This is a genomic window from Methylorubrum rhodinum (assembly GCF_014199935.1).
GTDB lineage: Bacteria > Pseudomonadota > Alphaproteobacteria > Rhizobiales > Beijerinckiaceae > Methylobacterium > Methylobacterium rhodinum.
The window spans coordinates 58,278-72,570 of the sequence record NZ_JACHOP010000001.1; the positions used below are offsets into that span (position 1 = coordinate 58,278).

Annotated in this window: 14 protein-coding genes; 10 read left to right on the forward strand and 4 right to left on the reverse strand. The window is 71.2% G+C overall.

All coding sequences use genetic code 11. From position 1 onward, the window contains the following. Positions 1-3: 3 nt before the first annotated feature. From HNR00_RS00260 to HNR00_RS00270, 3 genes are all read left to right on the forward strand, one after another. Positions 4-240, forward strand: coding sequence for an AbrB/MazE/SpoVT family DNA-binding domain-containing protein (locus HNR00_RS00260; RefSeq protein ID WP_183563040.1), 237 nt, complete (start codon positions 4-6; stop codon positions 238-240). Next, positions 241-642 (forward strand): type II toxin-antitoxin system VapC family toxin, encoded by a 402-nt coding sequence (locus tag HNR00_RS00265; RefSeq protein WP_183563043.1) that lies wholly within the window; start codon positions 241-243, stop codon positions 640-642. A gap of 68 nt (positions 643-710) precedes the next feature. Next, the gene (locus HNR00_RS00270) at positions 711-2,144 is read left to right on the forward strand and encodes a glutamate synthase subunit beta (protein ID WP_183563046.1); all 1,434 of its coding nucleotides are present in this window, start codon (positions 711-713) and stop codon (positions 2,142-2,144) included. A 132-nt stretch (positions 2,145-2,276) separates the two neighbouring features. Here the strand turns inward: HNR00_RS00270 and HNR00_RS00275 are convergent, their stop codons facing one another. From HNR00_RS00275 to galE, 3 genes are all read right to left on the reverse strand, one after another. Beyond that, positions 2,277-3,722 carry an SGNH/GDSL hydrolase family protein gene (locus tag HNR00_RS00275; RefSeq protein WP_183563049.1) on the reverse strand — a complete coding sequence of 482 codons (1,446 nt, stop codon included), beginning with the start codon at positions 3,720-3,722 and terminating at the stop codon, positions 2,277-2,279. A gap of 110 nt (positions 3,723-3,832) precedes the next feature. Beyond that, a complete protein-coding gene (locus HNR00_RS00280; RefSeq protein WP_183563052.1) occupies positions 3,833-5,014 on the reverse strand; it encodes a lytic murein transglycosylase in 1,182 nt (393 codons plus the stop codon). After that, entirely contained in the window at positions 5,011-6,003 is a 993-nt protein-coding gene (galE, locus tag HNR00_RS00285) for a UDP-glucose 4-epimerase GalE (protein WP_183563055.1), read from the reverse strand. Before galE ends, HNR00_RS00280 begins: the two co-directional genes overlap by 4 nt. A 174-nt stretch (positions 6,004-6,177) precedes the next feature. Here galE and galU point away from each other — a divergent pair, with 174 nt between their 5' ends. Then, positions 6,178-7,038, forward strand: a complete 861-nt coding sequence (gene galU / locus HNR00_RS00290; RefSeq protein ID WP_183563058.1) for a UTP--glucose-1-phosphate uridylyltransferase GalU — start codon at positions 6,178-6,180, stop codon at positions 7,036-7,038. Between the two features lie 347 nt (positions 7,039-7,385). On the opposite strand, the gene HNR00_RS00295 is transcribed toward galU, so the two are convergent. Continuing rightward, complete coding sequence (locus tag HNR00_RS00295; protein ID WP_183563061.1) at positions 7,386-8,282, reverse strand: N-formylglutamate amidohydrolase; 897 nt, start codon at positions 8,280-8,282, stop codon at positions 7,386-7,388. Positions 8,283-8,488: 206 nt separating this feature from the next. Between HNR00_RS00295 and cpdR the strand changes: the two genes are divergently transcribed. The 6 genes from cpdR (at position 8,489) to HNR00_RS00325 (ending at position 14,287) form a co-directional block, all read left to right on the forward strand. Then, on the forward strand, positions 8,489-8,848 hold the full coding sequence (gene cpdR / locus HNR00_RS00300) for a cell cycle two-component system response regulator CpdR (protein WP_056242220.1): 360 nt from the start codon (positions 8,489-8,491) through the stop codon (positions 8,846-8,848). A 480-nt stretch (positions 8,849-9,328) separates the two neighbouring features. Next, the gene (locus HNR00_RS00305; protein ID WP_183563064.1) at positions 9,329-10,576 is read left to right on the forward strand and encodes an Hsp70 family protein; all 1,248 of its coding nucleotides are present in this window, start codon (positions 9,329-9,331) and stop codon (positions 10,574-10,576) included. A gap of 163 nt (positions 10,577-10,739) precedes the next feature. Further along, a complete protein-coding gene (locus HNR00_RS00310) occupies positions 10,740-12,140 on the forward strand; it encodes an RluA family pseudouridine synthase (protein ID WP_183563067.1) in 1,401 nt (466 codons plus the stop codon). Positions 12,141-12,355: 215 nt separating this feature from the next. Further along, a complete protein-coding gene (locus HNR00_RS00315) occupies positions 12,356-12,724 on the forward strand; it encodes a serine/threonine protein kinase (RefSeq protein ID WP_183563070.1) in 369 nt (122 codons plus the stop codon). Positions 12,725-12,740: 16 nt separating this feature from the next. After that, entirely contained in the window at positions 12,741-13,442 is a 702-nt protein-coding gene (locus tag HNR00_RS00320; RefSeq protein ID WP_183563073.1) for an HAD-IA family hydrolase, read from the forward strand. Between the two features lie 38 nt (positions 13,443-13,480). Next, a complete protein-coding gene (locus tag HNR00_RS00325; protein ID WP_183563076.1) occupies positions 13,481-14,287 on the forward strand; it encodes an ATP12 family chaperone protein in 807 nt (268 codons plus the stop codon). The last annotated feature ends 6 nt before the right edge of the window (positions 14,288-14,293 follow it).

The window sequence follows — 14,293 nt, forward strand, 5'->3', positions numbered from 1 at the left end:
GCGATGGGCGAGCAGACGGCGCGCGTCCGCCTCGTCCGGACGCCGGACGGGCAAAGGCTCGACATCCCGCCCGGCTTCATGCTGGGCGGGGACGAGGCGATCCTGACGGCGAAGGACGGGCGGCTCGTCGTCGAGCCGGTGGCCCGGTCTTCGCTCCTGTCCGTCCTGGCCGGTCTCGACGACCTCGACGAGGATTGGCCGGAGATCGACGACGCGGCGCCGGGCGACGTCTTGCTTTGAATGCCGTATCTGCTCGACACCAACATCCTCTCGGCGCTGGTGCGCGCGCCGCGGGGACCGGTCGCGGAGCGGATTCGACAGGTCGGCGAGGCGCAGGTTTATACGAGTGTCATCGTCGCGGCGGAACTTCGCTACGGCGCGGCACGGAAGGGGTCTGATCGGCTGTCGCGGCAGGTCGAAGCCGTGCTCGGATCGATCCGGATCGCCGGATGGAACGAGCCCGCCGACCGGACTTACGCGGGATTGCGTCTCGCACTGGAGTGGGCCGGGACGCCGATCGGTGGAAACGACCTGCTCATCGGGGCCCAGGCGCTCGCCGATGGCAGCGTTCTGGTAACGGACAACACGAGGGAGTTCGAACGGATCACCGGATTAACGATCGAGAACTGGCTTCGGCCATGATCGACCGTCTCATCCGAGCGAACCGGGTGTTCCTCGCCACAGGCAAAGCGGCGCGATTGGACTGATCGATGGGCAAGGTCACGGGCTTCCTCGAATTCGACCGGCAGGAGCAGAAGTATCAGCTCGCGGCCGACCGCGTGCGGCACTTCCGCGAATTCACGCTGCCGCTCGACGAGCACGACCTGTCGAAGCAGGCGGCGCGCTGCATGGATTGCGGCATCCCGTTCTGCCACGGGCCGACCGGCTGCCCGGTCCACAACCAGATCCCGGACTGGAACGACCTCGTGTTCCAGTCGGACTGGCAGGAGGCCGCGCGCAACCTCCACTCCACCAACAATTTTCCGGAGTTCACCGGCCGCATCTGCCCGGCGCCGTGCGAGGAAGCCTGCACGCTCAACCTCGAGAACCAGCCGGTCGCGATCAAGACGATCGAGCAGGCCATCGCCGATCGCGCCTGGAACAACGGGTGGGTCAAGCCCGAGCCGTCCGAGACCCGCACGGGCAAGCGCGTGGCAGTGATCGGCTCCGGCCCCGCCGGCATGGCGGCGGCGCAGCAGCTCGCCCGCGTCGGCCACGACGTGCACGTCTACGAGCGCGAGCCCAAGGCCGGCGGCCTGCTCCGCTACGGCATCCCGGACTTCAAGATGGAGAAGCGCCACATCGACCGGCGCGTGAAGCAGATGGAGGCCGAGGGTGTCGTCTTCCACTACAAGGCGAATATCGGCGTCAACGTGCCGCTTGAGGAGCTGACCGGCAAGTTCGACGCCGTGCTGTTCTGCGGCGGCGCCGAGGACCCGCGCAACCCGCAGCTGCCGGGCCAGGAGCTCGACGGCGTGCACTACGCCATGCCCTACCTCGTCCAGTCGAACCGCCGGGTCGGGGCGGAGCCGATGCCGGGCAACGGCGAGCTGCCGATCCTGGCCGCGGGCAAGAACGTCGTCGTCATCGGCGGCGGCGACACCGCGTCGGACTGCGTCGGCACAGCCTTCCGCCAGGGCGCGCTCTCGGTGACGCAGCTCGACATCCGCCCGCGCCCGCCCGAGCGCGAGGACAAGCTGACCGTGTGGCCCTACTGGCCGACCAAGATGCGCACCTCGTCGAGCCAGGCGGAGGGCGCCGAGCGCGAGTTCCAGGCCGCCACCCTCAAGCTCCAGGGCAACCGCAAGGGCCAGCTCACCGGCGTGGTCTGCGCCCGCGTGGACGAGAAGCGCCAGCCGGTCGAGGGCTCCGAGTTCGTGCTGCCCGCCGACCTCGTCTTCATGGCGATCGGCTTCGCCGGCTCGATGCGCAAGGGCCTCGTCGAGGAATCCGGCGTGGCCCTGGACAAGCGCGGCAACGTGGTCGCCGACGACGAGAGCTACCAGACCTCGAAGGACAAGATCTACGTCGCGGGCGACATGCGCCGCGGCCAGTCGCTGGTGGTCTGGGCAATCCGCGAGGGCCGCCAGGCCGCCCGCTCGATCGACGAGGCGCTGATGGGTGCAACGGTCCTGCCGCGCTGAGCGCGATTTTTGGAGATGATCGGGGCCGTCGCTGCGAAGCGGCGGCCTTTTCTCTATACCGTCCAAGCATGAGGTGCGTGGTCAGCCCGGCTCCGTCTCACGATGACGGCGCGACGCGAAAGTCCCCAAAAATCACCCCGGCGGCCACCGGAAATCGTCCGCCCGGCCCGGCTGGGGCAGCGGTGCGGCGCCGCGTTGCAGGCTGCGCTCGCGGGTGCCGGTGGCGTCGCCCTCGGAGGGGCGGCCGGTCATCAGCGTGCCGCCCGGCGCGGTCTCGGCCCGGCCCAGCGGCACCACCGGGCCGGCCGCGGGCTTCACGGGAAGCGTCGGGATGCCGGGGGGCTCGGGCAGGCTCGGCAGCATCGCGGTGATCTTGCGGTCGATCGCCGCCGTATCGTCGAGGTTCGATGCCCCCGAGGCCGGCGCGCCCTCGGGGGGAGCCGTGGTGGCGACCGGGGCGGCGGGTTGCTCGGCGGGCAGGCCGCCGCGGGCGCCCATCAGGCGCTTCAGCTCCACGTCGGCGAAGTGGGCGACCTTGCGGGCGCCCGCGCTGGTGAAGTGAATGCCGTCGGCGGTGCGCAGCCGCGCCTGCTGGCCCTCCACGTCGGGGCCGTTGGCGGCGAAGCGGTTGCGGTCGTCGACGAAGCCCTGCCAGATCTCGACATAGGTCTGGCCGGCCTTCTGCACCCGCTCCCGCACGAGGTCGTTGATGCTGGCATAGTCGCGGGTGAGGCTGTCGCTGCGCACCGGCGGCAGGCCGACCCAGATCAGCGGCACCTTGGCGTCGGCGAAGACCTTGAGCACCGCATCGACGCGGGCGGCGTAGAGTTCGCGCCAGCGGTCGGACAGGGCCTCGCTGCTCTGATCGCCGTCGCGGATCGCCTGCCGATCGTTCGCGCCGACCATCATCAGGGCGTAGGAGAGATTGGGATTGGCCTTGAGGAAGTCCTCGGCGCTCTTGGCCCAATCGACCACGTCCTTGCGCACAAGGCCGCTGTCGCCCTTGGAGCGGTCGATCACCGCCACGTCGGCGTTGTCGGAAAACGCCTCGTCGACGCCTTTGCCGAGATAGCTCGCCAGCGAATCGCCGAACACCGCGATCTGCGTGGTCGGCGTCGCCTTCGGCACCGCGGGGCCGGGCGGCTGGGCGATGCTCGGCGACGGGCTCGGCCGGCGGCGGCGGGCGGCGCGCTCGTCTTCGGGGCGGTTCGTCGCCGTCGGGGCGCGGGGGCGGGTGGGCCGCGCAGTGCCCGGCGCGCCCTGTGCCGCCCCCTGGCTCGGCGGCTGCTGGGCCGGCTGGCCGCGCGGCTGGTCCTCCCAGGGCCAGAAGAACGAGCGCGATTCCTGCTGCGGCTGCGGCGCATAGCGGCGGGGTTGGGGCCGGGCGTAACCGTCGTCGCGGTAGCCGCCGCGGGGGCGCCGCGGGGCGTAGTAGGGATCCTGCGGCGGCGCGTCGTAGGTGTCCCCCCACTGCGCCGCGGCCGGCGAGGGGGCCGTGAGGCAGGCCGTGAGCGTGAGCAAGCCGAGGATCGCGGCGGCGCAGGGCAGCGCGGGGCGATCTTTCGGGCGGTGATCCATCCGGGAACCTCGGGGCGATGATGCGCGGGTCGGGCGCGCGGCCGGCCCGATCTGAAGGGGTCAGGATAGCGCGGGAGGGCGCCCGCGTCGAAGCCTTGGGACAATCGGGCTCACGGCCGCCCCTCCAGCCGCTCCAACAGAGCCGGGCGGGCGTAGCCGTCCGCGGGCAGGCCCTCGCGGATCTGGTAGCGGCGGATCGCCTCGCGCAGCTTTGGCCCGGCCCGCCCGTCCTGATCGCCCTCGTAGAACCCCTCGCGGGCAAGCCCCGCCTGGAGCCGCTTCAGGCCCGGCCCGTCGAGGCGGGCGGCCCCGTTCGGCCAGGGGGCGGCGAGCGCCGGGGCGCCGGCGAGCCGGTCGGCGAGGTGGCCCACGGCGAGCGCGTAGGAATCGCTGGTGTTGTAGCCGCGGATCGCCTCGAAGTTCGGGGTGATGAGGAAGACCGGGGCGCCCAGGCCTCCGGGCAGGAACAGGCTCGCCTCGCCCGCCTTCGGCAGCGGCTTGCCGTCGGTGCGGCGGACACCGCGGGCGGCGAAGTCGGGAATCGGGCCGCGGTAGCGCGTCAGGTCGAAGTCTTTCGGCAGGGTGACCTCGTAGCCCCAGGAGAGGGCCGGATCCCAGCCGAGCGAGCGCAGGTAATGGGCGATGGAGGCGAGCGCGTCGGCCTCCGAGCGCCAGATGTCGCGTCGCCCGTCGCCGTCGAAATCGACCGCCTCCCTCAGGTAGATCGAGGGCAGGAACTGCACCTGCCCCATGGCGCCGGCCCAGGAGCCGACCATACGCGTCGGCTCCACGTCCCCGTTCTCGAGGATCTGGAGGGCGGCCAGGAGTTCGTCGCGAAACAGGCGGCCGCGATGCCCGACCGAGGCGAGGCTCGCCAGCGACCGCACCACCGGCAGGCTGCCCGCGCTCGCCCCGAAATCCGACTCGATCCCCCAGAAGGCGAGCACCACGGCGCGCGGCACGCCGGTCTTCGCCTCGATCGTCGCGAGCGTGGCCGACAACCGGGCGGCTTGCGCCTTGCCCTTGGCGATCCGGGCGCCCGAGACCGCGCCGACGAGATAGTCCCAGACTGGGCGGCTGAACTCGCTCTGGCGGCGGGTGCGGGCGATCACGTCCGGATCGGGCCCGCTCACCCCGGCGAACGCCGCGTCGAAGGTCTTTTGCGAGACGCCGCGGGCCTTGGCCTCGGGCCGCAGCGAGGCGACGAAGGCGGAGAAGTCGCCCTCCTGCGCCCGCGCCGGACCGGAGGCGACGAGGACCGCCGCGAGCAGGGCCGCGAGGCGCCGCCTCACCGCCGATTCCGCTTGGCCAAGGAATCCTCCCAGGCCAGCGCCTGGGCCACGATGGCGTCGAGGTCGTCGTGCTTCGGGGTCCAGTCCAGCTCGGACCGGATGCGGTCGGCGCCCGCCACGATCTGGGCCGGATCGCCGGGGCGTCGGGGCGAGAGCCGCACCTCGAAGTCGCGGCCGGAGATGCGCTTGACCACCTCGATCACCTCCAGAACCGAGTAGCCGCGGCCGTAGCCGCAATTGAGCGTCAGGCTGTCGCCGCCGGAGCGCAGGTGGTTCAGCGCCACCATATGGGCCTCGGCGAGGTCGGAGACCTGGATGTAGTCGCGCAGGCACGAGCCGTCGCGGGTCGGGTAATCGGTGCCGAACACCTCCAGATGCGTGCGCTGGCCCAGCGCCGCCTGCGTCGCGACCTTGATCAGGTGGGTGGCGTTCGGCGTCGATTGCCCGGTGCGCCCGCGCGGGTCGGCGCCGGCCACGTTGAAGTAGCGCAGCACCACGTACGTGAAGCCGTGCGCCGCCGCCGCATCGGCCAGCATCCACTCGCTCATCAGCTTGGAGCGGCCGTAGGGGTTGATCGGGTTGGTGGCCAGAGTCTCCGGCACCGGCACGGTCTCGGGCTCGCCGTAGACGGCCGCGGTGGACGAGAAGATGAAGTGCTTCACGCCCGTGCGCGCCGCGGTCTCGATCAGCGCGCGGGTCTTGACCGTGTTGGCGAGGTAGTAGCCGAGCGGGTCGGTGACCGAATCTGGCACCACGATCTTGGCGGCGAAATGGGCGATGGCATCGATCCGATGGCGCAGGATCGTCTCGGTGACGAGCGCCTGATCCGAGACGTCGCCGACGACGAGGCGCACCTCGGGCGGCAGCGCCCAGTCGAAGCCGGTGGAGAGGTCGTCGAGCACGACCACCTCCTCGTGCCCCGCATCGACCAGCGCCAGCACCATGTGGCTGCCGATATAGCCCGCGCCCCCGGTGACCAGAACGGCCATGGATTTCCCCCTCGATCGGTTCGGCGCCAGCATAACGGCGAAAGTTTCAGGCCCGATTAATCGCGAAAAGCGCCGTCTGCCGGGCGAAGCGGGGCTGTTGCCGGGCGCGAGCGTGCTATCTCAGCATGATCGACCAGGGTCGTCCCGAAACACGCCATCAACGGGTCCCGCCACATGAAACCGATTCGCAAGGCCGTCCTCCCCGTCGCCGGCCTCGGCACGCGCTTCCTGCCGGCCACCAAGGCGGTGCCCAAGGAGATGCTGACGGTCGTCGACCGCCCGGTGGTCCAGCACGTGGTGGACGAGGCCCGCGAGGCCGGCATCGAGCATTTCATCTTCGTCACCGGCCGCGGCAAGGCCGTGATCGAGGATCATTTCGACATCGCGTTCGAACTCGACCACACCCTGCAGGAGCGCGGCAAGACCGCCGCCTACGAGGAACTGAAGCGGGACCTGCCCAAGGCCGGCCAGACCAGCTTCACCCGCCAGCAGGCCCCGCTCGGCCTCGGCCACGCGGTGTGGTGCGCCCGCGAGATCGTCGGCGACGAGCCGTTCGCGGTGCTCCTGCCGGACATGCTGAGCCGCGGCTGCATGGGCCAGATGCTCAAGGCCTACGAGCAGCACGGCGGCAACGTCATCGCCGTCGAGGAGGTGAAGCCCGAGGAGACCCACCAGTACGGCATCGTCGCCGTGGGCGAGACCTTCGGCCAGACCTTCGAGATCACCGGCATGGTCGAGAAGCCGAAGCAGGGCACCGCGCCCTCGAACTTCATCATCTCCGGCCGCTACATCCTCCAGCCCGAGATTTTTTCCATTCTGGAGCGCGGCGACAAGGGCGCGGGCGGCGAGATCCAACTCACCGACGCGATGATCCGCCTCTCCGAGCAGCAGAAGTTCTACGGGATGCGCTTCGACGGGCGCACCTACGACACCGGCTCGAAGATCGGCTTCCTCACCGCCAACCTCGCCTACGGCCTGGAGCGGCCGGAACTCGCCGAAGCGCTGAAGGCGGAAATCCGCGCGCTGCTCGGCTGAGGCCGACGGCCGGGGCGAGCGATCCCGGCTCTTGAGAGAATCCGATACGGATCAGACGTTTAGGGGCCCGCCTGGGATACCGTATCCCATGCGGGCCCCCGTTTTTGGAAGGTTCCCTGCCGGAATGCGGGCCGGCCATGCATATGGCGCAGGTGGAATCGTTCTCACGAGACTTGCGCTTTGTGCAGCGCGATGCGAATTGTGCGTTGCGAGATCGCGATGGCGTCGCGGTCCCGCAGCCCTTCTTGGGCGTTTCCTCCCTAGACTTCGGGCCGTCCCTCGGGACGGCCTTTTTTCTTTTCTTTCGGGATTTGCCTCAGCCCGGCTCGCCGCCAAGAGGAAACCGGCTACTCGGCCGCGATGCGAAGGGGCGTCGTATCGACCGTCTCGGCCGCGACTTCTGCGAACACCTGGGCGAGATGCCGGCTGAGCGGGGCGAAGCCCGCGGTGAGCGCCAGCGACTGCTCGTTCATGTAGAGCGCCCGGTTGATCTCGATCTGCAGCGCGTGCCGCCCGAGCCCCGGCTCGCCGTAATGCTCGGTGATGAAGCCGCCGGCATAGGGCTTGTTGCGCACCACCCGGTAGCCCAGCGCCCGCAGGCGCACCTCGACGCTTTCGGTCAGCGTCGGCGCGCAGCTCGTCCCGAAGCGGTCGCCGAGCACGAAATCGGCCTGGGCGGCCTCGTCGCGCCCGAGGCTGGAGGAGGGCATCGAGTGGCAATCGATCAGGATCGCCTTGCCGAAGGTCCGCGCCGTGCGCTGGACCAGGCCGCGCAGGGTCCGGTGATAGGGCTTGTAGAGGGTCTCGATCCGCGTCACCGCCTCCTCGACGGGGAGCCGCTCGCGGTAGATCTCCTGTCCGTCGGCGACGATGCGCGGCACGGTGCCGAGGCCGCCCGCGACCCGCATGGAGCGGGTGTTGGCATAAGCCGGCAGGCGCCCGGTGAACATGCGCGGGTCGAGCTCGTAGGGCTCGCGGTTCAGGTCGAGATAGGCGCGGGGAAAATTCGCCCGCATCAGAGGTGCGCCGAGCCCGACCACGGCGGCGAACAGCCGGTCGACATGGGCGTCCTCCGAGCGGCGCAGCGTCAGCGCGTCGAGCCGGGAGGCGGCGAGGAAGGCCGGCGGGTAATGCGCGCCCGAATGCGGTGCGTTGAACACGAACGGAACGGCGTGCGTGGCGGGCTCGTCCACGTCGAAGGGCGGATCGAACGTCTCGTTGCCGTCGGCGGGGGGGAAGCTCATCGCGTGGCGGGCGCCGATCTGCGGTTCGGGAGGACCATCGACATCACTTTGCGGCGGCGGCGGCGGCCTGTCCACTGGGGCTCACGCCGTCGCGAGCGGGCGCGCCGAGCGCGATCGGACGCCGCGCGTTCTTAACCCCGTGTTTACCATGCCGCCGCTTTATGGAATGAACACCCCAGGGCGTAGAGGCATCGGGACGTCGTGCGATGAAGATCCTGCTCGCGGAAGACGACAACGACATGCGTCGGTTCCTGGCCAAGGCGTTGCAGAACGCCGGCTACGACGTGCTGTCGTTCGACAACGGTCTGTCCGCCTATAACCGCCTGCGCGAGGAGCCGTTCGAGCTCCTGCTCACCGATATCGTGATGCCCGAGATGGACGGCATCGAGCTGGCGCGCCGCGCCACCGAGCTCGATCCCGACATCAAGGTGATGTTCATCACCGGTTTCGCCGCCGTGGCGCTGAACCCCGATTCGAAGGCTCCGAAGGACGCGAAGGTCCTCTCGAAGCCCTTCCACTTGCGCGAACTCGTCAACGAGGTCGAGAAGCTGCTCGCCGCGGCGTGAGGCGCGAAAGCCGCTGGACGAGGCGGCGCTTCGATCCGCGTCCGGCCATCGGCGGGTGCCAATGATACATCGGCAACGGTGTCTCCAGGCCGTTGCTCGATGGGTCGGGCGGCACACCGAACCGGGGCGGCGCGCGCCCGACGGCCACAGCTCGTCTGCCTGCCGCCCGACACGCCCGAACTCCAGCCCGCATATCCCTCGACAAGCTCAGGATGAGGAGCTCCGGCGCCTCGTCGACGAGCACTTCGATACGACGGCCGCGGATCCAGCCCCGCATCGAAGCGCGATGCCGCGACCTCGACGCCGATCCGGACACGAGGCGGAACCACACCCTCTTCCACGGGTAGCCCCCCGAGACCAAACCGATCCGATCGTCCGGAAATGACATGATCCGCGCCCGGCCCGACTTTTGGATTGCACGCGGCGTCGGGGCGCCTTAACGGGGCCGCCCTCCCGGCAGACGAGAAGCGATCCCGTTCCATGGCGGCCTGCGGCCTCGATTTCGGCACGTCCAACACCACACTCGGAATCGGCCGCGACGGCGTTCCGTCCCTGGTGCCGCTGGAGGGCGCGCACCGCACCCTGCCGAGCGCAATCTTCTTCGCCCCCGGCCGCGAAACCCAGATCGGCCGCGCCGCGATCGAATCGTATGTCGAGGGCACGCCCGGCCGGCTGATGCGGGCGCTCAAATCCGTGCTCGGCTCGTCGCTCGTCGAGGAATCGACCCCGGTCGGGCGCGAGCGCATCCGTTTTCGCGACGTCATCGCCCGCTACCTCGCCGCGGTGAAGGCCCGCGCCGAAGCCGAGACGGGCATGAGCCTCGACGCGGTGGTGCATGGCCGCCCGGTCCACTTCGTCGACGACGACCCGGCCGCCGACCGCAAGGCCGAGGACACGCTGCGCCGGATCGCCGAGAGCATCGGCTTCCGCCACGTCCGCTTCCAGTACGAGCCCATCGCCGCCGCCCTCGATTACGAGCGCACCGTGACGGGCGAGGAGATCGCCCTGATCGCCGATATCGGCGGCGGCACGTCGGATTTCTCCATCGTCCGCCTCTCGCCCGAGCGGCACCGCCGGGAGGATCGCGCCGACGACATCCTGGCCAATGACGGCGTGCGCATCGGCGGCACCGATTTCGACCGCACGCTCAGCCTCGGCGCGGTGATGCCGCTCCTCGGGCTCGGCAGCCCGATGAAGCGGGGCGATCTCGCCGTGCCGAACGCCTATTTCCATGATCTCGCCACGTGGTCGAGCATCAACCGGCTCTACAACCCGAAGACCCTGCGGGAGATCGACGAGGTGGTGCGCGACGCAGCCCGCCCCGAACTCGTCACGCGGCTGCGCCGGGTGGTCGAGGCCGAGCGCGGGCACGCGCTCGCCATGGCGGTGGAGGGCGCCAAGATCGCGACCTCCGACGAGGGCCGGGGCACGGTCGATCTCGGCTGGGTCGAGCCCGACCTCTCGGCCACGGTCGATCGCCCGCGGCTCACCTCCCACACCGACGACCTCGCCCGCCGCATGGCCCAGCGCATCGGCCGCTGCCTCGATCAGGCCGGCCTCTCGGCCGAGCGCATCGACGCCCTGTTCCTCACCGGCGGCTCGACCGGCCTGCCCCACGTCCGCGCGGCGCTGACGGCGGGCGTGCCGGGCGCGCGGGTGGTGGACGGCGACACCTTCGGCTCGGTCGGGCTCGGGCTCACCCTGGAGGCGGCCCGCCTCGCCGGCTGATTCCTTGTGATGGAAACAGCCGTGTCTCACCGGTCTCCGCTTTGGCGCATCGGTAGGTGCCGAGCGTGTCCCCTCCCCACAAGGGCGAGGAGAGCGCCTGCGGCATCCTCAGCTTGCGTCCGCCCCGCTTTGCGCCGTCATCCCAGGATGATAGCAGCGGACCATGAAGGGACGTCCTCCACATCGCGGCTCGGGCGGCAAGCGCCCCCCGGGCAAGCCCGGCTTCGCCTCGCGGCCGGGCACCGGTCCGCGCACCTCCGCCCTGGAGGCGGCCAAGCGCGCCGCCCGCAACCGCGGCGAGGACGCGGGCGAGCGCGCGCCCTGGGGCGAGGCGGAGGCCGCGCCGCCGCCCCGCCCGCCGCGCACCCGCAAACCGGCGCCGGCCGAGGCGGAAGCGCCCCCGCCGCGCCGCTCGGCTCCCAAGCCGTTTGCAGCCAAGCCGTCTGCAGCCAAGGGGCCGTCGCCCAAGGGACCCTCCCCTAAGGCGCCCTCCCCTGATAAGAACCCGGCCCCGCCCGCCGGCCCGACCCGGCGCGAGCAGCGGGCCGCCGCCTCGGCGACGCTGGCGAGCGGCGTGCAAACGCTCACCGTCGCCCCCGACGAGGCCGGGATGCGCATCGACCGCTTCCTGAGCGTGCGGTTTCCCCAGCTTCCCTTCACCCGCGTCCAGAGTCTCGTGCGCAAGGGCGAATTGCGGGTCGACGGCAAGCGCGCCAAGGCCGCCGACCGGCTGGAGCCCGGTTCCTCCGTGCGGGTGCCGCCGCTCAAGCTCGATCCGCAGCCCGACCGCCCGCGCAGCCCGGGCAAGGCCGCGAACGACGCCGAGTTCCTGCGTTCGCTGATCCTCTACGAGGACGCGGAGATGATGATCCTCAACAAGCCGTTCGGGCTGGCCGTGCAGGGCGGCTCCGGCACCGTGCGCCACGTCGACGGCCTGCTGGAGGCGCTGACCGGGCCGGACGGGCAGCGCCCGCGCCTCGTCCACCGCCTCGACAAGGACACGGCCGGCTGTCTCATCGTCGCCAAGACCCGGCTCGCCGCCGCGACGCTCGCCAAGAGTTTTCGCTCGCGGGCGGCCCGAAAGATCTACTGGGCGCTGGTGGCGGGCGTGCCGCGCACCCGGCAGGGCCGGGTCTCGACCTACCTCGCCAAGGACGAGCCGACGGACGCCGACGCGCGCATGCGGGTGGCCAAGCACGGTGACGAGGGCGCGAGCCACGCGCTGACCTACTACGCCACCGTCGATCAGGCGGCGCAGAAGCTGGCATGGCTCTCGCTGAAGCCCGTCACCGGCCGCACCCACCAGCTCCGCGCGCATGCCGCCCATATCGGCCACCCGATCGTCGGCGACCCGAAATATTTCGAGGTCGAGAATTGGGAGCTGCCCGGCGGCCTCCAGAACCGCCTGCATCTGCTCGCGCGCCGGATCGTGATCCCGCATCCGCGCACCGGCCAGCCGGTCGATGTCAGCGCGCCGCTGCCGCCGCACATGGCCCAGAGCTGGAATCTTCTGGGCTTCGACGCCGCCCGCTACGACCCGATCGTCGAGGCGCCGGAGGCCTGAAGGTCCCTGCCCTCGCCTTGGAAAGCGGACCTTCCGCCATAGGTCGTGGCGGCGCGCGAGAGTCACGCCCGGACAGCGCGCCCGAAACGTCGCCGATGCCGCGTGGACGGGTGAGCGGCGAGATGATTGTATTCGCGCGATCGAGATTCGGGAGGAGGCGGACACCGCCTTCCCCGGTCGTGCCGACGACGCCGTCGCATCGAGGTCAGGAACGCATGAGGCTGCCCACGCTGATGTCCCTCGTGCTGGCCGTATCGCTTGCGGGCGCGGCCGTGCCGGCCCCGGCGGCGGCGCCCGAGCGCGACGTGGCCCCAGAGCGTGCGCCCGCCGAGCGGACCCCGCCCGTCTCCGGTGTCGCGGCGAATCCCGTGAATCCTGCCACCAACCCCACTTCGGCTCCCAATACGGCCCCCGCGACGCGGCCGGGCGAGCGCCGCCGCCGTCCCTCCTACGCCGCCTGCAACCGCGAATCGCATCGGCGCAATCTCTACGGCGGCCCGCGCCGCCGCTTCCTCATCCGCTGCCGCCTCGGCTACGAGCAGCGGCGCCCCGGCCCCGCCGCCGGGCCGGCGCGCCGGCCGTGACGGATCGATCGCACCCGTGGTGAAACTCGTCGTCTTCGACGTCGACGGCACCCTCGTCGACAGCCAGCACCTCATCGTCGAGGCGCAAAGGCGCGCCTTCACCGAGCACGGGCTGGTGCCGCCGCCGCGCAAGGAGGCCCTGTCGGTGGTCGGCCTGTCGCTGCCCGACGCTTTCCGGCGCCTCGTCGGCGAGGCGGGGCCGATCGAGGCACTCTCCCACAGCTACCGCCGCGCGTTCCAGGCCCTGCGGATCGACCCGGACTACGAGGAGCCTCTGTTCCCCGGCATGGCCGAGCTGATCGCGCGGCTGCGCGGGCGCACCGACATCAGCCTGGGCATCGCCACGGGCAAGTCGCGCCGCGGCGTCGACCATCTCGTCGACAAGCACGGCTGGGACGGCTGGTTCGCCACGATCCAGACCGCCGACGACGCCCCCTCCAAGCCCGATCCGACCATGCTGCGCCAAGCCATGGCGGAAGCCGGCGCAGAGCCGGCCATGACGGTGATGATCGGCGACACCACCTTCGACATGCTGATGGCGCGGGACGCGGGCGCGGCCGCCGTCGGCGTCGCCTGGGGCTATCACGCGCCGGGCGCCCTGTTCGGCGCGGGCGCGGTCACGGTGGTCGAGACGGCCGAGGCTTTGGGCGACCTGTTCTCCGGCCCCCTCGACGCGTCGGAGGCCACCCCGGTGACGGAACGTCTCGGCCTGCGCTGAGGCTCGCGCGGACCGCGCAAAACCCCTATCTGCGGGACATGAGCACCGATGACGACGTGACCCGCGACTGGCTCGGCGGACCTGGCGATCTTGGCGAGACCCGGCGCCCCGATCCGCTCCGCGCCGCCCGCGCGAGCACGGCCCCGCCCCTGCCGAAGCGCTTCTACGAGCAGGCGGGCCTTGCCGAGATCGAAGCCGGCCACCGCCTCGTCCTCGACGGGCGCGGCGCCAACACCCCCGGCCGCCGCCCGCTCGCGGTGCCCTCGCGCGCGCTCGGCGAAGCGCTCGCCGCCGAGTGGGCGGCGCAAACCGAGACCATCGATCCGCGCACGATGCCGCTGACCCGCCTCGTCAACACCGCGATCGACGGCGTCGCCGAGCGCATGCCGGAGGTCGCGGCCGATCTCGGCGCCTTCGCCGACACCGACCTGATCGCCTACCGCGCCGCCTCGCCCGAGCGTCTCGTCGCCGAGCAATCCGCGGCCTGGGACCCGCTGGTGGCCTGGGCCGGCGAGACCCTGGGCGCACGCCTGTTCCTCGCCGAGGGCGTGATGCATGTCGCACAGCCGGAGGCTTCCGTCGCGGCGCTCCGCGCAGCGGTCCAGGCCGTGGACGATCCCTTTCGGCTCGCCGCGCTCCACACCCTGACGACGCTCACCGGCTCCCTGGTGATCGGCCTCGCCGTGCTGCACGGGCGCCTCTCGCCCGACGAGGCCTGGGCCGCGGCGCATGTCGACGAGACCTATCAGGCAAGCGTCTGGGGGCCTGACGCCGAGGCCGAGGCGCGGCTGGCGCATCGGCGGACGGAGTTCGAGGCAGCGGCGACGGTGGCGGCCCTGGCTTGAGAGCGT

Excerpts from the sequence above, each read along its gene's own strand:
- HNR00_RS00260 (WP_183563040.1), top strand. The coding sequence starts at position 4 with ATGGGCGAGCAGACGGCGCGCGTCCGCCTCGTCCGGACGCCGGACGGG.
- HNR00_RS00265 (WP_183563043.1), top strand. The coding sequence starts at position 241 with ATGCCGTATCTGCTCGACACCAACATCCTCTCGGCGCTGGTGCGCGCG.
- HNR00_RS00270 (WP_183563046.1), top strand. The coding sequence starts at position 711 with ATGGGCAAGGTCACGGGCTTCCTCGAATTCGACCGGCAGGAGCAGAAG.
- HNR00_RS00275 (WP_183563049.1), bottom strand. The coding sequence starts at position 3,722 with ATGGATCACCGCCCGAAAGATCGCCCCGCGCTGCCCTGCGCCGCCGCG.
- galE (WP_183563055.1), bottom strand. The coding sequence starts at position 6,003 with ATGGCCGTTCTGGTCACCGGGGGCGCGGGCTATATCGGCAGCCACATG.
- galU (WP_183563058.1), top strand. The coding sequence starts at position 6,178 with ATGAAACCGATTCGCAAGGCCGTCCTCCCCGTCGCCGGCCTCGGCACG.
- HNR00_RS00295 (WP_183563061.1), bottom strand. The coding sequence starts at position 8,282 with ATGAGCTTCCCCCCCGCCGACGGCAACGAGACGTTCGATCCGCCCTTC.
- cpdR (WP_056242220.1), top strand. The coding sequence starts at position 8,489 with ATGAAGATCCTGCTCGCGGAAGACGACAACGACATGCGTCGGTTCCTG.
- HNR00_RS00305 (WP_183563064.1), top strand. The coding sequence starts at position 9,329 with ATGGCGGCCTGCGGCCTCGATTTCGGCACGTCCAACACCACACTCGGA.
- HNR00_RS00310 (WP_183563067.1), top strand. The coding sequence starts at position 10,740 with ATGAAGGGACGTCCTCCACATCGCGGCTCGGGCGGCAAGCGCCCCCCG.
- HNR00_RS00315 (WP_183563070.1), top strand. The coding sequence starts at position 12,356 with ATGAGGCTGCCCACGCTGATGTCCCTCGTGCTGGCCGTATCGCTTGCG.
- HNR00_RS00325 (WP_183563076.1), top strand. The coding sequence starts at position 13,481 with ATGAGCACCGATGACGACGTGACCCGCGACTGGCTCGGCGGACCTGGC.